The organism is Novosphingobium naphthalenivorans NBRC 102051 (assembly GCF_001590985.1).
Lineage (GTDB): Bacteria > Pseudomonadota > Alphaproteobacteria > Sphingomonadales > Sphingomonadaceae > Novosphingobium > Novosphingobium naphthalenivorans.
Genome location: NZ_BCTX01000010.1, coordinates 34,003 through 52,177, shown reverse-complemented (window position 1 = coordinate 52,177; position 18,175 = coordinate 34,003). Strand labels below are relative to the sequence as shown.

Below are 18,175 nucleotides of genomic sequence, written 5' to 3'. Positions count from 1 at the left end.
AATCAAATCCGCCAGCAGTAGCGTGGTTATACAACAGCTTACGGTTTACGGTTGCATTCTGGTTTCTCCTGGCTCTGCGGCCAGCGGTTTCGGAAGGCCTCCGGCGTCGGCGGAAGCTGGCGGCAATAGTTTGGTTTTTTGGTGGCTGTTTCGAGGCTGTGGCCCTCGAAACGAGTGGGGCATGTGCGGTGTTGAGCATTTTGCAGATACATCACGACCGGGTGCTGGGGGCGGCGCTGGCTGCCTCGGCAGCACTTTGCGGCATGCCTGCATTGGCTTCGACGAGCCCTGTCACGGCCTACTATCCGAACGCATATGTATCCGGGCCGGATCGTGTGGCGATGCAGATCGACGTCCTGGCGTCGGTCGGCGGACGCTGCGGGTTTGCATCCAACAGCGCGCCCAGCGGCACGGTGGATGCAGGCGTGATCGACGCGGCCGCATGGTCCGGCCAGATCCCGTTCACGGCCGAGTGCACCGCGCCCTGGCGTATTGCCGTCACTTCGCTGAACGGCGCGTTGCAGGCGGGCACGGCCAACAGTGATCCGGGCTACACTGACAAGGCGCCGTACACGGTTGCCCTGAATGTCGCGTCGGATTCCGGCACTGTCGCAAGCAGTTGTCCGGTCGGCCAGATCGCTCAGGGCATTTCGGGATCGACTTGCGACTTCAACGGCACGGCATCCGCATCGAACGGGCTTCTTGTCCCGCGCTCCTACGGTCTTGCCGGGTCCTACATCGCCGTCAGCGCGCCCGCTTATTCCGGCACCGACCAGCTCATCGCCGGCAGCTACAGCGACACGCTGACCGTAACCATTTCGCCCGCGTCATGACGGGCATCGTATCGAATACCCGCGGGCTTTCCGCGGCAAACCTGACCAATTCCGGCCACGCCCGTTTCTTTAGGGCCGGTTTCTTTAGGGGAAGTGCAATGAGGAAGATAACGTTGATGGCCCTGGCGGTATCCACCGTCATTGCCACGCCCGCCGCGGCGCAGAGCACCACCGGAACTGTCAATCTCGCCGGTACAGTTGGCGACAAGTGCATCGTCGTATCCGAAACGGCCGGCACCACTTTCGGCACCACCGTGAATTTCGGTGAACTGAGCCAGGCCGATGGCACGATGCGTACTGATCTGGCATCTTCGTTCACGTCGCTTGGGGGCTCGGCTCTTGCGGCCCGGGTGGTCTGCACCACGGCCAACCCGACCATCGCCATTTCGGCCACGCCGCTGGCCATCAGCGGAGCCGGGACGCCGGACACCGGATACGACAACAGCATCGATTACACGGCCCATGTCGCCGTGACGACTGTGACAACTCCGAACGTCCCTTTCTCGGCCACGACCACGACGCCGCTGACTGCGACAGCCATCGGCGGGCGCCTTGCCAATAATGGTTCGAGCAATGTCGTGATCAGTGCGGACAGTTTCGCAACGAACAGCGCCACGGATCTTCTCGTTGCCGGCGCTTACACCGGCCAGATCCAGGTCGTCATCGCGCCCGGCGCGTGATCGCCCGCTAAACGGAAGGACACTTCAACATGCGCAAGAAATGGCTTCTCGCCTCGGCTGCAGCGGCACTGCTGGCAAGCCCCGCCATGGCTCAGGAATCGAGCACCGGCACCGTCAGCATCGACGGCACGGTTGCGGCCCGCTGCCTGTTCACCACCCCCAGCGCCACCATCTCGCTTGGCGAAATGGCCCTGGGCGGCAGCGACACCAACGCCGGCACGCTTGATGTCAGCAAGGTGAATGCCAAGAACGCCACCCTCGTGGGCTGGTGCAACAGCACTGCCGCCACCGTGACCGTGAAGGCCAATGCCATCACGAACGTCGCCGCGGCAGCCACCGGCTTCACCAACCGCGTGGACTACACCGCGACCGCCAATGCCAACAGCGTCGATGCGACCGACGATTCGACGGATGCGCTCGCCGGGGCGGCGGCCAACGTCAACATGTTCACTGGCAACGTGGTCGTCACGCTCTCCAATGCGTCTGCCACCGGCCTGCTGGTGGCTGGCACGTACAACGGCAGCGTTGACGTCGTTCTGGCACCGGCAACCTGATCCGGTTGGCCGGTGGACGCCGTTGCGTAAACCCGGAGATTTGATCCCATGAGGAAGATATACAGCCTTCTGGTAGCCGCCGCCGCAATGGCGCCGGGCGCGGCCTTTGCCCAGGCGACGGATACCGATACGGGGAACGTTGCCGTCAATGGCCGGGTTGCCTCGATCTGTATCCTGGGCGACCCGTCGAGTGCGACGGTAGACCTTGGACAGATGGCGGCCACTTCGGGGACACGCGCGGGACGGATCGCCGTGCTTCCGGGGCAGTCGGTGAGCCTGCCGGGCAGTTTCTGCAACTTCGCGGGTTCGGCTGTCAAAGTCGATGCCACGGCACTCGTCGCCAATGACAGCTCGACGCTTCAGCCGGGCTTTGCCCGTGCCGTGAACTTCACGGCGCTGGTAACGGGCTGGGCGAGCGGGGATGCCACAGCGACAACGGCAGCCTTGGGAGATGGCTCGTCCGCCTCGGCAAGCGGGACTGGCGGCACACAGCCGCTGCCCAAGATTGCCGACATCGGAGTCGCCCTGTCGGGCTTCACGGCGCCGGGCGATGCCATTCTGGTGGCGGGCGAATACAGCGGAACGGTGATCGTCACGCTGGGCCCGGCCACCACGGTCCAATAATCAGGCGGAGGTACGAAGATGCGACTGATCTATGCGATCCCGGCTCTGGCGCTGGCGGCCTTTGCCGCAAACGCACAGGCCCAGTCGTCGGACACGCTGACCGACACTTCGGCCAAGGACTTCGCCGTGATCGGCTCGGTCCCGGCATTGTGTTCGGGCGGAACGCTGTCGGGCAACGGTACGTTCGACCTTGGCGTCCTGACCGACACCACGACGGGCCTGCTGCGCACGGACCTGTCCGCGCCGGACCAGGTCCTGGCCGGGTCGTTCTGCTCCACCCGCAGCACGATCCAGATCGTGGCGACGCCGATGACGGCCCAGAACTTCACCACGACGCCGCCCTCCGGCTTTTCGCGCACGGTGAACTACGTCGCCACGGCGAGCGGCTGGACCACCGTTCCCGCCAGCTTCGACACCTCGGCCGTCAGTAATGCCGCTGCCACGCAGTCCCGCGACACCGCCTTCACCGGCGATATCACCGTGGGCCTCAGCAGCTTCAGCACCAGCGGCGGCAGCGCCCTTCGCCTTGTGTCGGATACGAACTACCAGGGTTCGGTGACGGTCACGTTGACTGCGGTGGAATAAGATGCGCGCGCACCGTCATCTGGGGGGGCTGGGGCATCTGGCTCTGGTCATGGGATTGAGCCTTGGCGGCCTGCTTTCGGGCCCTGCCGCGGCGCAGTCGAATATTGCCAGCAAGGCCTTGCCCGTAACCGGGAACGCCCCCGACGTGTGCGCCATCCAGAACCCGCGGCTTCAGGCCGGATCGCAGGTCAATTTCACCGGGATCGACGGCAATACCCTGCAGATCCTGCAGTTCACCGACCCGCAGACGCTGGCGATCCGGGCCGCCCGCATCACCGTGGCGTTCGCTGCGGTCTGCAATTTCCCCCACCGGCTGCGGATCCAGTCCGAGAACAACGGCCTGTGGCCGACGGACGGACGGGTCAGCGGCGGTGCCAGCGGCTTCGCCTATGCCGTCCCCTACCAGGCCCAGGTGACCTGGGACGGGACAAGTTCCAGCCTCCGCACCGACGGCAAGGTCCGCCAGCTCGTCCAGCAGGTCGTGAACATCGACGAGCCCGCCGCGGGCGACATCAGCCTCAGCCTCGACATTGCCGAGGGCGCGTCGAACGTCGCGGTCAACGCGCCGGTCCTGGCGGGCAACTACGCCGACACGGTCCGCATTTTCCTGGAGCCGCGGTGATGCGCCTGTCGCGCCTGTCTTGCTTCGTTCGCGCCGCCATGGCCGCCGGCCTGCTGCTTCCCGGCGCGGTTCGCGCGCAGGACCAGGGCGCGGCCCCGGACCAGCAGCCGCTGTATCTCTACGGCGATGCTCCGGCAGCCTGCGTCATCAACCAGCCCCGCGCGACCAACGCGCAGAACGCCACGTTCGCGGCGGGATCAGTGGGCAGCGGCCAGATCACCATCACCCAGCTGGTCGACAATCAGACGGCCATGGCCCGCCCGACGTCGATCGAGCTCGACTTTCCGGTCGTGTGCAACAGCTCCCATTCCGTGGTCGTGCGCAGCAACAACGGCGGTCTGCTGCGTAGCGGCGCACAGGCGGGCAGCACGGCCGGCGGCGGATTCAGCGAGTTCCTGCCCTATCAGGTCGCGATCGACTGGGCCGGCATGAACCTCGTGCGTCAGAGCGATGCCGGCACGGCCTCGATCGCGTCCAGCGATCCGGCACGGGGAGACATGGCTATCCGCATTTCAACTCCGGCGGGCGGCGGACCGCTTGTTGCCGGTGAATACAGCGATGCCATCGTCGTCGAACTGGTTCCGGCAAACTGACCTTCCGGCAACTCACAGGGCACAGGGATTTTTTGGGAGTGAAGAACGTGATCAGACCAGCAAAGCGTGCATTGGCTTTCCTGCTGGCCGCAGTTTCCCCGATTTCGGCAGCGTCGGCCATGACCGTCCAGCCTGTCGTGATCGACCTCCAGACGGCCGGCAAGGGCATGTCTCAGGTCCTGACGGTGGAAAACACTTTCACCAATGATCTGCCCGTCGAGCTGACCATTCAGGAACTCGAACTGACGCCGGATGGCGTCAAGGCCACCGGCGTCGATCCGGGGGATCTTCTGGTGTTCCCGCCGCAGGCGCTGATCCCGCCCGGGCAGACCCAGTCGTTCCGCGTCCAGTACGTCGGCGACCCGCAGCTCGCCAAGAGCCATCACTACTACATCACCGTGGCCCAGCTTCCGGTGAAGCTGCCCGAGGGCCAGTCCGCGATCCAGATCCTGTACAATTTCCAGGTTCTGGTCAGCGTCGGCCCCGACGGCATCAAGCCGCAGTTCACGGTCGAAAGCGCATCGATCGGCAAGAACGCGGCCGGCAAGCCCGTGCCTGTGCTGCAGGTCCACAACGAGACCGCCGCTTACGGCTATCTGTCGAACGGCCACCTGCGCATCGTCGAGAAGGACAGCTCGGGCAAGCAGATCTTCTCCAAGTCGCTCTCTTCGGCTGAAATCCAGCAGACCATGGGCTTCGGCCTGATCGGCAGCGGCCAGGCCCGCACGGTTACGGTTCCCGTCGAACTCCCCTCTGCGGAAGGCACCGTCGAGGCATCCTTCGCTTTCGACAACAGATAAGCCATGTCTGGGGGGGCAATCCGTTTCAGCCTGTTAGCCGGAACGAGCGCGTTTGCGCTCGTTTTCTCCGGTGAGGTGTTTGCGGCCGATATTCCGGCCGAGGGACTGCACGATGACACGGCGCAGGCCGCGAGTGCTGCCGCGACGCCGCCACCGAGCGTGCCTGCAGCGCGCTCGCAGCCGCTGAATCCCACCGGCCGCGCGATCATGCTGACAGTGCCGGTCCGCGACGGCGCCGCCTATCTCGGCGACGTCCCGCTCACCATCGGCCCCGACGACTCGCTCAGTTTCCCGGCAGCGCGCATCCTGCAGCTGCTGACGGACGTGATCGACCCGCAGGTCCTCGACACCCTCAGGGCCAACTTTGCCGGCCGCACCACCATCGGCCCTGGCGACTTCGCCTCCAGCGGTATCGGGATCGGCTACAGCCCCCGCACGCTCGAACTCCAGCTGACGATCCCGGTGGAACTGCGCGCGTCCCGCCGTGTATCCGTCTCCGCGCTGGACCGGACCGCCGTGGGCAGCTTCGTGCAGCCGGCGGACTTCAGCGCCTACCTCAACATCCGCGGATCGCTGGACCTTGTGGAAACCGGGGCGGACACCGGGTTCAATTCCCCGGTCTTCCTGCTCAACGGTGCCACCCGTCTGGGCGGAGTGGTCGCGGAGTCCGACGCCATCTGGACGCCGGGCAATCTGGGCCCTGATTTCCAGCGCCTTGGCTCGCGTCTGGTCTACGACGACACCGACAAGGTGCTGCGCGTCACGGCAGGCGACCTGCAGCCCCAGGCGCGCAGTTTCCAGACGGCGCCGGACATGGCCGGCATTTCCATTTTCCGGTCCTACAGCGTCCTCAATCCGCAAATGATCGTGCGTCCGCGAGGCGACCGCACCTTCACGCTGGAACGCGCCTCGACAGTCGAGGTCCTTGTCAATGGCGAGCAGGTCCGGCGTCTTCAGCTAGGGCCCGGCAACTACAACCTGCGCGACTTTCCGTTCGCGCAGGGCGCCAACGACATCCGCCTCAACGTGCTCGATGATACCGGGCGCAGCGAGGTCCTGCGGTTCAACGTCTTCGTGGACCAGACCCAGCTCGCGAAGGGATTGAGCGAGTTCGGCCTCTACGCCGGCGTCAAGTCGCCGCTGGGCCTCAGCGGACCGCATTACACCGATAAATGGATTACCTCCGGCTTCTACCGCCGGGGCATCAGCGACAATGTAACGCTGGGAGCGAATTTCCAGGCCGACGCCGATATCCAGATGGGCGGCGTCGAGGCTGTCATCGGATCCTCGATCGGCACGCTGGGGACCAGCGCCGCCTTCAGCCACAGCAAGGGGGTGGGTGACGGCTATGCCTTGCAGGCGACCTTCCAGCGCCTGATCCAGCACCGCGACGGCCAGTCGGACACGTTCAACCTTTTCGCGGAACACCGCTCCAAGCGGTTCGCGCCGGTCAGCTTCTTCCTGGCCGAAAACCCCTACCAGTACGAAGTGGGTGGCGGCTACAGCCACAGTTTCAGCCCGAGCTTCTACGCCGGTGTGGATGCCCGCTTCTCGAAGGGGCGCGGCGACAACCAGAACCTGCAGAACTACCGGGTGCTGGCCGGCTGGCGGCTGTCGCCGCAGGCCAGCCTTACTGCGGAAGCCCGCTATCAGGAAGACACGCGCGGCAAGGACGTCAGTGCCTTCCTGAGCCTGACAGTGCGCCTCGGCGCGTCGTCGAGCGTGCGCAGCGAGTTCGATTCCCGCGACAATCGCGCCCGCGTTTCCTACCAGAGCCTGCATGGCTCGGGCGTGGGCAGCTACAACGTCACGGCTGACGTGCAACGCTCCGACTACGGGTCGGATGTCAGCATGAATCTCAACTATTTCGCGAACCGCGCGGAACTCGGGGTGAGCCATTACGGCACCTTTGCCGGCGACTTCACGTCCGACATCGGCCAGCGCACGAACTTCCGCGTGGCCACGTCGATTGCCCTGGCCGATGGCGCCGTATCCGTCGGCAGGCCGATCTACGACAGCTTTGCCGTCGTCAGCCCGCACAAGAGCCTGAAGACTGCCGATGTCGTCGTCGAGCCAAGCGCCTATGGCTACACCGCGAACAGCGGCAAACTGGGCGCGGCAACGATGCCGAACCTGTCGTCCTACGCCGAGCGGACCGTCGCTGTGGACGTCCCCCAGGCCCCGGCCGGCGTGGATATCGGTCTGGGTTCGTACAAGCTCTATCCGGCCTATCGCAGCGGCTACAAGCTGGAGGTGGGGTCCGACTATCACTTCACCGCGATCGGCGAGATGGTGGACGTGGACGGCCAGCCCGTGTCGCTGGTGGCCGGCAAGGCCACCGAAATCGCCCACCCCGAACGTCCGCCGGTGACGATGTTCACCAACCGGCAGGGCCGCTTCGGCGCGACCGGCCTGGCTCCCGGCCAGTGGCGCCTGGAAATGCTCGACGAGAAGAAATCGACTTACCTGATAACCGTTCCGGACGATGCCGAAGGCATCGTGAAGCTCGGCACGATCAGGCCCGTTGGGAAGTGAGACGATGCAGGTAAAGTTCAAAATGAGGTGGCTGGCCGCGATCGCATCGCTGGCGGCGATGGCAACGGCGGGGCAGGCGCATGCCGCCGACATATGCGGCGTGACCGGCACGGCCATGGCGTCCACCGGCATCTATTACGACCCGTTCGGGACGAGCGGGCTGAACCAGGCCGATATCCCGCTCACGCTGACGCGCGCCGTCGGATCGGGCGGCAAGAAGACGCAGCAGGTCTATTTCATCCTGACCAAGCCTGCGGGAAGCCCTGACTATCAGGTGGCGGCGACTTTGCCCGGCGGCACCACGTATTACAATGTGCTCTACAACGAAGGGGCCACCAACGGGCTGCCCCAGGCGCAGTCGAACGTATCGGGCCAGATCTACTACAATTTCGGAGGCGCAGCGCAGCCGGATTCGGTAACTCTCAACATCAAGGTCACTGTCCCGGCCGGAACGGACCTCAGTGCCGGCAAGCCGATCAGCTTCGGAATCCGCTACGTCTGTGACGGCACTGGCGGCTTCCAGGACCAGAAGACACCGATCGATCAGGCGAACGCCGTGACGATCGACGTGAACGTCCTCAGCGCCCTGCGGACCTATTACGCCGGCACTACGCTGGACTTCGGCGAAATCGGCGCCATCACGACGTCATCGCTTGCCACGACGCCGCAGCGAACGGCGGCGACGAACTATGTCTCGGTGCTGAGTTCCGGCGCCTATAATGTCCAGTTGTCATCCGCCAACGGCTTCCTGCTGAAGAAACCGGGCGCAACGACCGCCGACGACCAGGTCGCCTATGCATTGAGCTTTCTGGGTCAAACTGTCGACAGGACCACGGCTGCGGCGGGCGTGACCGTCATCGACAAGGACTGCCAGCGTGCCGGACTGACCTCGGGCAACCAGCTCTACATCCAGGGCGCGCTGCAGGAAGGCGGTGCAGGCAAGAATCCCTCACCCACCTACACGGACACCCTGACTGTCACGGTGACTCCGCTCATCGCGTCGAACACCGGGACCTATGCCTGCGGCAACGCTCCCTGACCGGAACCGGCAGGGGTCGTTGCCAGGCGTCAGAGCGGCTCGATACGGAAGCTGATCGAGCCGGAGACCGCGCGTCCTTCGGAAACGGCGAGCGCGAGTTCGTGCTGGTCGATCGAGGCCCGGTCGGATGAGGTGATCAGCGTGGAGCCGCCCTTTGCCAGTGCCACCGGTGCGCCATCGACCAGCATCTGCGCATGGGCGAGCGACGGCGAATAGTCCGCATAGACGCGGTATCCGTTGGGGCTGTTGCAGAAGTTGTTGAGCGTGCCGAGCTGAAACGTCCCTTTCTCAGGGGTGATCATGTTCGCATCAACATGGGTACGGCAAATCACCGGTACGTAGCCGACAATGCCTATCGTGTATTGCCCAGCCTGTGTCACAGTGCCTGGCATGTCCGCCTGTGCGGGCATAGCAAAAGCAACAGCACCAGCAAGTGCAACCAAGGAAGGAATATACTTCATTGACGTAAACCCCAAGGTTTTCATGGGGCCGTTATGAAGCATGAAGTTCAACGTGCCGTGTTCAACGAAGGTTAACTCCGTGAGCGCGCTCGTTAACTAATTTGATTTGGGTCGTTCGGGTTCAGAAAAATAGTCAGTATTATCAAGGGGCGTTGCCGGGCAGCGGTCGTTCGTCGTCGATCCGGGCTTCCTGAACAAACGGCCGGTTTCGGGAAGCCGATTTGAACCGCCCAATGTCCGGTTTGGCGGCGCAAGCAGGCTCGCCTGCGTGCGCTGGCGATGGTAGCAGCGAACAGACGTTCTCCAGGATAGGATACTGCCATCACCGAAGACTGCGATCAGTCGCTGGGTAGATCGCAGCGGCGGTTGCTGCGCAGGATCTACAATGGCCGCACGGTCCCCATCATCGCCGATGGCCAGCCGTTTCTGACCTATAAGGAGGCAAGCCGTTACCTTTTGTCTTTGACGCCCGACGCGCGAGAGAAGGCCTACGCGGAAATGAGAAGCCGCGCGGCCAGTGAGTAGGGATACAGGCGAAACTCGCGCTCGCCTACAAGGTGCGAACGGCAGTTCGAACTGAGCCGATTACGGATCGCGTGGTTCAGTGGTCAAAGTGGCAGAGATTGTTTCTGCCGCCGCGCTGGCTTCCGCGCTGAGTTCGCGTAATGCCTCCGCGGTGTCTTGAAGCAGACCGTCGCTGATGGGCCGCTCGCCGTTAATGAACCGCCGGATAGCTCGCTCATCTATCCGGAGGCGCCGCGAAAAAGCGGTGATGCCACCAACCAGTTGGACACAGTAGGCGAAATGATCCTGTCGATCTTGCATCTCGGGGATCATAGCTTGTCTTGCGATTGAGGCAATGCGGGCAGCGGGTGCCGTTGAACCAGCGACCGCTTCTGGACCTGTTCAGGATGGAGCGGGTGAAGGGAATCGAACCCTCGTCGTAAGCTTGGGAAGCTTCTGCTCTACCATTGAGCTACACCCGCAAACCTGCAGGAAACCGCGGTTCCACGTGCTGGCTGCGCTGACGGGGTACAGGCCGGTTTACAGACTGTTCCGCAAGCAAAGCGCGCTTGCCACAATCACTGGGGGTCGGTCAATATCACTTCGCGGGATACCGGGGGGCGGCCCGCGATTGCCGCAAGATAGATGCGGGCGATTCCTTCGCTGGCCCTGTCCCAGGTGAACGACTGGCTGTGGGCCGTGGCATTGAACGCGTGGGCTTTGCGCAGCAGGGGGTCCGCGAGATAGCGCAGCAGGGCTCCGGTATAGCCGTCAATGTCGCCGGGCGGAATGAGGGCTCCGGTCAGGCCGTCGATCACGATGTTGCTGTTGCCCGTGGCGTCGGCGGCGATCACAGGGACGCCGCTGGCCATGGCTTCGAGCGAGACATTGCCGAAAGCCTCGGTCGAGGAGGGGTTGAGCAGGATGTCGGCGCTCGCGATGGCGCGGGCCAGGCCGGCACCCTGCTGGTAGCCTGCGAAAACGGCAGTGCCGCCCAGCGCCTGCTCGAACTGGGCGCGGGCCGGGCCATCACCGATGACGAGCACGCCGAATGCCGGGTTTTCGCGGCGCAGCCGGGCAATGGCGGCGGCGAAATCATTCAGCCCCTTTTCCAGCACCAGCCGTCCGAGAAAGGCGATGACCGGCTGATCGTCGGCAAAGCCCTGTTCGCGCCGCCAGGCCATGTCGCGCCTGTCCGGATGGAACACTTCGGGATCGACGCCGCGCGCCCAGATCCCGACCTGGCTGTGCATGTCCTGCGCCTCCATCGTCCGGGCGGCGGATTCGCATGGGGCCACCACGTGGTCGCAGGCTTGGTAGAACCGGCGCAGCACGGCCAGCAGCGGGCGTTCCATGAAGCCCAGCCCGTAGTAGCGCGGATACGTCTCGAAGCGCGTATGCATCGCGGCGACGGCCGGCACGCCCATGTGGCGCGCCAGTTTCAAGGCGCTCCTGCCGTGCAACAGGGGCAGGGAGATATGGAACAGATTGGGCGCGAACGCGGCGATGTCCTCGCGGATCGTCCGGGGCAGCCGCCAGGCCATGCGGTATTCCTTGCGGCCGAAAGGCAGCGGGGTGGAGGGGATGCTCACCAGATCCCCCGCGGGTTCGAACGCGGGCGTATCGCAAGTGGGTGAATAGACCCGCACTTGCGCACCGTGTTCGAGCAGATAGCGCACGAGCATGTTCTGGGCGCGGTTGGCGCCGTCCCGCAGGCAATTGTAGTTTCCGCTGACGAAGGCGATCCGGAGCGCGGACAGGGCGGGAGGGACGGCCGTGGACAGGACGGAATCTGGAGAGGTGGGCGCGGGGATCATGGTTCGGCGGCGTTGGTTTCAGCAGGGGCGGTTCCAGCAGGGGCGGTTTCAGCGGGGGTGGTGTCTGGGGCGTTGGCGGCGTCTGGAGTGCCGGTGTTCGGGGCGTTGGTGTCTGTGGCCGGACCGTCTTTAGCAGGTAATGGGGGAAGTTCGTAGTAGGGCGGGTCGTAGATGCTCTTGCGCTTGCCCTTGAGCACTTCGATCTCCGCCTTGCGGCGGGCGAGGTATTCCTCGCGCTGGACGTAATAGGGATCCGCTGCCCCGTGAATCCGGGCGATCTTCTCGTCATTCTGCTCGCGCTCGTCGACCGCGCTTATAATGCCCTTGCCCAGGGCGACCTTGGGATCGGAGAACGGCGTCGGGGCGATCGCCGGCAGGATCAGCAGGTCGAACGGACGCGCGATGAGGTCGCGCACCGTGGTCGATCCGATCACCGGCAGGAACAGGTAAGGTCCGGGCCCGACGCCATAGTAGCCGAGAGTATCGGCAAGGCCGTTCGAGCGCCGCGGCAGGTTGAACGGCTTCTTCTTGGCGACATCGAACAGTCCGCCCACGCCGAGCGTGGTGTTGATGGCGAACCGGCCGAGTGTCTCGATGGCCTTGCCCGGCTTGAGCTGGAGCAGGAAGTTGAGAAAGACGATGGGCTCGTCGAGATTGTCGAGGGCGTTGTGCACCCCGTCGCGGACGGGTTCGGGGACAGTGACTTTATAAGTGTGGGCGATGGGGCCGACCACGGCGGAATCGACCGCCTGCACGGCCTTGAAGGACACTGCGTTGAGCTGTTCGACCGGGTCGGCGGGCGATGGCGGATGCCCGGTGACGACAATCGCGGGGGCTTCTGCTTCGGTGTCGGTGGAGGCTGCGGCAGAAGGTGCGGCGGTCGCTTCCGGCGCGCTGCCGCTTGCGTCAGGTATTCCGGCAGGCGCAGTTTCGGTAACAGCTTCGGCAGGAGCCGCTGCGGCAGGCGGTACGTTGAGCGCCGCGGGCGCAGCCGCGACCATCAACGGGGCAACACATAAGACTAACGACAAAAAAACACCCTGATTGGCCTATCGCGGGAACCTATATGGGCACGAAGACGCGCGCGCCAATTGCAAGACGTTGCAAAGGGGGATTTTCCGCAGGTGCGTGGCCAAAATTCATCAGACACCGGCCGGGGCGAGAGCGGGCCGGTGGCGCAAAATTCGCGGCAGGCGAATTTTCATACGGGCTCCCGAGAGGCCTTGACGCTAGCGCTTGGTTTCCGGGCTAACACTGAAGCAGGCGCCCTTGTCTGTCGGCACAAGGGTGATTTTCAGATGGTGGCGTTCGGCAATCGCCCGGCACAAGGCCAGCCCCAGCCCCGCGCCATCGGAACCGGCGGAGCGTTCGCCTTTGCTGAACTTCTCGAAAATCGTCTCCCGTTGATCTTCGGGAACGCCGGGGCCGTCGTCGCTGACGATCAGCTTGGGCCCCTTGCGCAGCACGAGCCAGACGGTGCCCCCGGCGGGCACGAACTTGAAGGCATTGTCGAGCAGGTTGGTGATCAGCCGGGTCAGGGCCATTTCCTCGCCCTCGATGATGACTTGAGGCTCGATGTCGAGTTTGAGCGCCCGGCCCGTTTCCTCGGCGCTGTCGGCGTAGAGTTCGCCCAGGCGGGCGGCAAGAAGGCTGAGGTCGACGGGGGCCAGGCCGTGACGGTCGCCGCGCCGCGCTTCGCTGGCGGCAATGTCCAGCAGCGATTCGAGCATACGGATGATCCCGCGGATCTCGGTGCGGGCATCGGCGATGCGGGCGGCCGTTTCGGCATCGGGCGTGGCGGCCAGCGCTTTGACCAGCCGGTTGTCGAGGTGCATCAACGGCGTGCGCATTTCGTGCGCGACATGGTCGGTCGTTTCGCGATGGGCAGCGGCCAGCCGCTTGAGCCGCACGAGCGCGTTGCCCGAGTGGATCGTCAGCTCGTCGATCTCGTCGCGGCCGCCCGCGTCCAGGAACAGGTCCTCCAGCGCCGAATTGTCGGGCTGGCGAAAGGCGGCGTTGATTCTTTCGATGCGGCCGGCAAGCCGCCGGGCGGCCATCCAGCCGCCGAGCGCCACAGCCAGAACGGCCAGAATGCCGCCGCTCAGGAAAGCCAGCGCAACCTGACGCAGCAGCACGTCGAGATCGTGATGCTCGTGTGCGACCAGCAGTCGCAGCTCCGGGTCCAGCTGGGTCGTGCGGGCGAACGCGTTGCCGCCGTTGTCGAGCCGGATTTCCGCGACGTTGCCGCTTGCCGGGCGCAGGGCCGGCCAGCCCTTGATGTCACCGGCAATGCGATGGTTCTGCGCATCGACAAGGAGATAATGCGCGGTGTTGCCGTTGCGCGGCTGCAGCGCCAGACGGTCGCTTATGCGCTTGGAGAGTTCTTCCGCGCCGCCGCTGGCGAAAATGTCGACCATGCCCGCCATATCGAGATCGATGGCGCGTTCCAGGGCCTGATGATTGGTCCGCTGGATGGTGCTGTCGGTAAGCAGCCACAGGCCGAAAGTGATCTCTGCGGCAGTGAAGATCGCCCAGAGCACGATCTGGGCAAAGATCGAATGGCGGATCGCGACGAGGTGGATCACCGCCCGTCCAGCAGCCGGTAGCCCGATCCCCAGATCGTTTCGAGGGCGGGACTGTCGAATCCGTCCTCAAGCTTGCGGCGCAGACGGCCGATGTTGACATCGACGACGTTGGTCTGCGGATCGAAATTCATTTTCCACACATCGCGCAGCAGCATCTCGCGCGTCAGCACTTCCCCGGCATTGCTCATGAAATACCGGAACAGGTCAAATTCCTTGGGGCTCAGCGAAAGATGCCGGTTGTCGCGAAAGGCGGTGCGGGCCTTCACGTGGCATTCGAACGCACCGTAGAGGATGACGGCGCTGTGTTCGCGGCCCGAGCCGCGGCGATGGAGGGCGCGCAGCCGCGCGAGCAGTTCCTCGGCTTCGAAGGGCTTGGCCAGGTAATCGTCGGCCCCGCCATCGAGCCCTTCGGCGCGATCGGACGTCCGGCCCAGCGCCGAGAGCATCAGCACCGGCGTGCCGACGCCGCTTTCCCGCAGCCGGCCCAGCAGCGTGATCCCGTCGAGATCGGGCAGCATACGGTCGAGAATGATCACATCGAAGCGCTCGGCGCCTGCCCGCCGCAGACCATCGGCCCCGGTCGGCGCCCAGGTGACCGTGTTGCCGGATCCCGCGATCAGTTCCTCAACTTGCGAGGCAGCGCGCGCATCGTCCTCGATATAGAGGATATTGAGCCCGCTCATTCCGCTATTGTCCCCTTTGGTGCCACCCATCGCGTCTTTACCGCACGCGTCGCCTGAATTCCATGATCGGTAGGATGCCCCGCCCGCGATGGCAATGGACGCGCCGTTGCACACCGGGGCGGGGGTGCCAGTGGCGGCACATTCGGCCGTTCCGGATCGGGGATCTGCCCAGCCCTCGATCGCGGCAGGCGTGAAAGCCGCCATCTGGCGGGGGGTTACGGATCGCCACATGGAGGGACTGGGATGGACGTGTCCGCTTCCCCGGTACGCTCAGCAGGCGTCACGGCCCGGCCTGCATCCGGGAGCAGGGCCGTTCCGGCGATTGTTGGGGACATGGTTTCGAAAGGCGTCATCTCCCGGCCCGGATCTGCGTTGAATGGACGTCCGGCAGACTATGGTACAACGCCGTCCCGGTCGCCTGACAATGGCTGTTAGGAGGAGCTGTCAGGGAGCGAACGGCAGCCTTGCAGGTCCTGGGCCAGGCGGTCGATTGCCGGCCCCAGCAAAAAGGGCGGACCCGCAGGCCCGCCCTTTCCTGAAATGCCGGGCGTTTCCAGCCGTCAGTGCGCTTCGGGCGCTGCTGCCGAGGCATCCTCGGGCAGGCCGCCGAGCTGGTCCACCAGCTTGGTATAGGCATCGAGGTAGGCCAGCACGATGATCTGGCCGATCTGGGTGTTCTGGTAGCCGCCGCCGCCGACCCCGGCGAACGTGCCGCCAAAGAAGCCGCCGCCACCCGCGCCGAAGCTGACATCGGACTTGCGGGCATAGCCTTCGGTCAGCGCTTCCTCGACAGTGGTGCGCGCGTTGACGATCGAAAGCGTCACGTTGGCTTCACCCTTCTTGATGTTGATGCCGCCGGCGATGGCGCCGAAGCCGCGGCCGAACAGGCCGCCGACACCGCCCAGCACGCCGCCGAGATTGGTGCCGCCCGAGTTGTTGTTGGTGGAGACGATATCGGGCTGGAGGAAGTAGTCCGCCGCCTTGATCTGGCCCTTGCCGATGTTCGATCCGGCCTGGAGTTCGCCCTGCTCGGCGAGGGCCCGCTCCATCGCGCTGCTCTGGAGCGAGCGGCCGCGGTTGACGAGCGTGAAGCAGTGGGAGCGCTGGACGAACACTTTGAGGATCGCTTCCGGGCTGCCGAGGTTGAATTCGCGCCACCACTTGTTGTCCGGCTCGACGATCGCGATCGTTCCGAGGTTCTTGTAGCAGACGGGAATTTCCTGCGTCCCGCGTTCCTGTTCCTGGCGCGCGGAAGACTTGCTTTTGGCTATTGCCGGATTTGCACCGGCCGAAATGGCGATTGCACCAAGTACGCAGACGAATTTTTTCATGACAGATATTCCCTCCTTGCTGCCGCATTGCGAAATGCGGATCGCCCAGTCCCAAGACATCCCGAATCTAGGCCGCTGCTGGCCCTTGAACAAATGACGATGTCAGTAAGGTGACTTAGCAGCTCGAAGGCATAACGGCCATGTTGTCGATCAAACGGGCCTTGCCGATCTTGGCCGCGACAAGCAGCCGCATCGGTTGGGCCGAGCGGCGGTCGAGCACGGCCAGATCGTCCGCATCGCGCAGGCTGGCGTAGTCGACGGCATGGAAACCGGCATCGAGCAGGGCGGCTTCCAGAGCCTGCAGTTCGTCGGCCACATCCTTGCCGGCCTCGATCCCGGCAATGGCGCTTTTCATCGCCGCGGGAAGCGCCGCGGCCTGCGTGCGTTCCTGCGGCGTCAGATAGGCATTGCGCGAGGACATCGCGAGACCGTCCGCTTCGCGCACGGTGGGCACGCCCAGGATCTGGTCCACATGGGGGCGGGTGAGATCGAGGTCGCGGGCCATGCGGCGGATCACGGCCAGTTGCTGCCAGTCCTTTTCCCCGAACAGGGCGATATCGGGCAGGACCTGATGAAACAGCTTGCACACCACCGTGGCGACGCCGTCGAAATGGCCGGGGCGGGCTGCCCCGCACAGGCCCTCGCTAACGCCCGTTACCGAGATATTGGTGGCAAAGCCCTGCGGATACATCGCCTCGACGGTCGGCGCCCAGATGAGGTCCACCCCTTCCGCTTCCAGCAGCGCGCTGTCGCGTTCGAGCTGGCGGGGATAGGCATCGAGGTCTTCGCCCGCGCCGAACTGCAACGGGTTGACGAAGATCGAGACGGCCACGCTGGCGGCTTGCTTCTTCGCTTCGCGCACCAGTGTCAGATGGCCTTCATGCAAGGCGCCCATGGTGGGCACCAGCGCGAGCGGTCCGGCTTCCCGCAACTGGGCAACTGCACGGCGCAGTGGATCAAGGCTGTGGACGGTTTGCATTGGCTGGGGCTGCTCCGATATGATGGCCTTGACCGGTGGACGCGCCAGCCATTAGCCGCGGCGTGCCCCTTCGGGCAATGCATTTGAATTCGTAGAAGGTTGGGTCAACCCTCCCGCAGCAGGAAAGCGATCACAGTCCGTGGCAGCGCATCGTATCGTCTTCGCCAATGAAAAGGGCGGCACCGGCAAGTCCACCACCGCCGTTCACGTCGCCATTGCTCTGGCGTATCAGGGCGCCAATGTCGCCGCGATCGATCTCGATCCGCGTCAGCGCACGCTGTTCCGCTATCTGGAGAACCGGGTGGATACCGAACGCAAGCGCGAGATCGCGCTGCCCGGCGCGCGCTTTGCGGTCTATGACGGCGACGATATCGACGAGCTTGACGATCTCGCCGAACAGATCGCGGACGGCTACGATTTCCTGATCTTCGACACGCCGGGCCGGGACGATCTCTTCGCCCGCCATGTGGCGACGACGGCCGACACGCTGGTGACGCCGCTCAACGACAGCTTTGTCGACTTCGACCTCATCGGCCATGTCGATGCCGAGACCTTCAAGGTGAAGAAGCTCTCGTTCTATGCCGAGCTCATGTGGGAAACCCGCAAGAAGCGCGGGCAGAAGACCCTGAACGAAGGGCGCCGCGAGATGGACTGGGTGGTGGTGCGCAACCGCGTGCAGCACGTGGAAGCGCGCAACATGCGCCGCCTGGAAGGGGCGCTGAGCGAATTGTCCAAGCGCGTCGGCTTCCGCGTGGCCAGCGGCCTTTCCGAACGCGTTATCTACCGCGAGCTGTTCCCCTCGGGCCTGACCCTGCTCGACAAGGGTTATCTGGGTGAGCTGGGCACCAGCCATCTGGTGGCCCGGCAGGAGCTGCGTGGACTGGTGGCGGGCCTCAACCTGCCGATGCCCGCACGCAGGCAGCCGGATATCGCCTTCGCGGCGGAATAGG

At 64.6% G+C, this 18,175-nt stretch carries 19 protein-coding genes and 1 tRNA gene; 11 read left to right on the top strand and 9 right to left on the bottom strand.

Annotated features, from left to right (window positions below; all coding sequences use genetic code 11):
- The first annotated feature begins 200 nt into the window (after window positions 1-200).
- From NN5_RS05365 to NN5_RS05320, 10 genes are all read left to right on the top strand, one after another.
- Window positions 201-833 carry a hypothetical protein gene (locus tag NN5_RS05365; protein ID WP_157081021.1) on the top strand — a complete coding sequence of 211 codons (633 nt, stop codon included), beginning with the start codon at window positions 201-203 and terminating at the stop codon, window positions 831-833.
- A gap of 98 nt (window positions 834-931) precedes the next feature.
- Window positions 932-1,513, top strand: a complete 582-nt coding sequence (locus NN5_RS05360; RefSeq protein WP_157081020.1) for a hypothetical protein — start codon at window positions 932-934, stop codon at window positions 1,511-1,513.
- A 29-nt stretch (window positions 1,514-1,542) separates the two neighbouring features.
- A complete protein-coding gene (locus NN5_RS05355; RefSeq protein ID WP_067732986.1) occupies window positions 1,543-2,067 on the top strand; it encodes a hypothetical protein in 525 nt (174 codons plus the stop codon).
- 48 nt (window positions 2,068-2,115) lie between these two features.
- Window positions 2,116-2,691, top strand: a complete 576-nt coding sequence (locus NN5_RS05350) for a hypothetical protein (RefSeq protein WP_157081019.1) — start codon at window positions 2,116-2,118, stop codon at window positions 2,689-2,691.
- A gap of 18 nt (window positions 2,692-2,709) precedes the next feature.
- Window positions 2,710-3,276 (top strand): hypothetical protein, encoded by a 567-nt coding sequence (locus NN5_RS05345; protein ID WP_067732984.1) that lies wholly within the window; start codon window positions 2,710-2,712, stop codon window positions 3,274-3,276.
- Window position 3,277: 1 nt separating this feature from the next.
- The gene (locus NN5_RS05340) at window positions 3,278-3,898 is read left to right on the top strand and encodes a hypothetical protein (protein ID WP_067732983.1); all 621 of its coding nucleotides are present in this window, start codon (window positions 3,278-3,280) and stop codon (window positions 3,896-3,898) included.
- Window positions 3,898-4,491: a hypothetical protein gene (locus tag NN5_RS05335; protein ID WP_067732982.1), complete on the top strand. Its 594-nt coding sequence runs from the start codon at window positions 3,898-3,900 to the stop codon at window positions 4,489-4,491. The genes NN5_RS05340 and NN5_RS05335 overlap by 1 nt, the downstream gene beginning before the upstream one ends.
- Before the next feature lie 47 nt (window positions 4,492-4,538).
- Window positions 4,539-5,291, top strand: a complete 753-nt coding sequence (locus NN5_RS05330; protein WP_245656250.1) for a fimbrial biogenesis chaperone — start codon at window positions 4,539-4,541, stop codon at window positions 5,289-5,291.
- 3 nt (window positions 5,292-5,294) lie between these two features.
- Window positions 5,295-7,826, top strand: coding sequence for a fimbria/pilus outer membrane usher protein (locus NN5_RS05325; RefSeq protein ID WP_157081018.1), 2,532 nt, complete (start codon window positions 5,295-5,297; stop codon window positions 7,824-7,826).
- A gap of 4 nt (window positions 7,827-7,830) precedes the next feature.
- Complete coding sequence (locus NN5_RS05320) at window positions 7,831-8,865, top strand: hypothetical protein (RefSeq protein WP_067732980.1); 1,035 nt, start codon at window positions 7,831-7,833, stop codon at window positions 8,863-8,865.
- 29 nt (window positions 8,866-8,894) lie between these two features.
- On the opposite strand, the gene NN5_RS05315 is transcribed toward NN5_RS05320, so the two are convergent.
- The 9 genes from NN5_RS05315 to panC all read right to left on the bottom strand — a co-directional run bounded on the left by NN5_RS05315 (window position 8,895) and on the right by panC (window position 17,225).
- A complete protein-coding gene (locus NN5_RS05315) occupies window positions 8,895-9,167 on the bottom strand; it encodes a hypothetical protein (RefSeq protein ID WP_067732979.1) in 273 nt (90 codons plus the stop codon).
- Window positions 9,168-9,911: 744 nt separating this feature from the next.
- Window positions 9,912-10,163: a hypothetical protein gene (locus tag NN5_RS26580; protein ID WP_067732977.1), complete on the bottom strand. Its 252-nt coding sequence runs from the start codon at window positions 10,161-10,163 to the stop codon at window positions 9,912-9,914.
- 75 nt (window positions 10,164-10,238) lie between these two features.
- Window positions 10,239-10,312, bottom strand: a tRNA-Gly gene (locus NN5_RS05300).
- 96 nt (window positions 10,313-10,408) lie between these two features.
- Window positions 10,409-11,647 (bottom strand): glycosyltransferase family 4 protein, encoded by a 1,239-nt coding sequence (locus NN5_RS05295; protein ID WP_067732976.1) that lies wholly within the window; start codon window positions 11,645-11,647, stop codon window positions 10,409-10,411.
- A complete protein-coding gene (locus tag NN5_RS05290; RefSeq protein WP_067732975.1) occupies window positions 11,644-12,648 on the bottom strand; it encodes an MlaA family lipoprotein in 1,005 nt (334 codons plus the stop codon). The genes NN5_RS05295 and NN5_RS05290 overlap by 4 nt, the downstream gene beginning before the upstream one ends.
- 228 nt (window positions 12,649-12,876) lie before the next feature.
- Window positions 12,877-14,232: a sensor histidine kinase gene (locus NN5_RS05285; RefSeq protein ID WP_084384746.1), complete on the bottom strand. Its 1,356-nt coding sequence runs from the start codon at window positions 14,230-14,232 to the stop codon at window positions 12,877-12,879.
- Window positions 14,229-14,915: a response regulator transcription factor gene (locus NN5_RS05280; RefSeq protein ID WP_067733024.1), complete on the bottom strand. Its 687-nt coding sequence runs from the start codon at window positions 14,913-14,915 to the stop codon at window positions 14,229-14,231. The genes NN5_RS05285 and NN5_RS05280 overlap by 4 nt, the downstream gene beginning before the upstream one ends.
- A 560-nt stretch (window positions 14,916-15,475) precedes the next feature.
- Window positions 15,476-16,246, bottom strand: coding sequence for a CsgG/HfaB family protein (locus NN5_RS05275; RefSeq protein WP_067732974.1), 771 nt, complete (start codon window positions 16,244-16,246; stop codon window positions 15,476-15,478).
- Window positions 16,247-16,361: 115 nt separating this feature from the next.
- Window positions 16,362-17,225 carry a pantoate--beta-alanine ligase gene (gene panC, locus NN5_RS05270; RefSeq protein WP_067732973.1) on the bottom strand — a complete coding sequence of 288 codons (864 nt, stop codon included), beginning with the start codon at window positions 17,223-17,225 and terminating at the stop codon, window positions 16,362-16,364.
- A gap of 139 nt (window positions 17,226-17,364) precedes the next feature.
- Between panC and NN5_RS05265 the strand changes: the two genes are divergently transcribed.
- Window positions 17,365-18,174 (top strand): division plane positioning ATPase MipZ, encoded by an 810-nt coding sequence (locus NN5_RS05265; RefSeq protein WP_067732972.1) that lies wholly within the window; start codon window positions 17,365-17,367, stop codon window positions 18,172-18,174.
- The last annotated feature ends 1 nt before the right edge of the window (window position 18,175 follow it).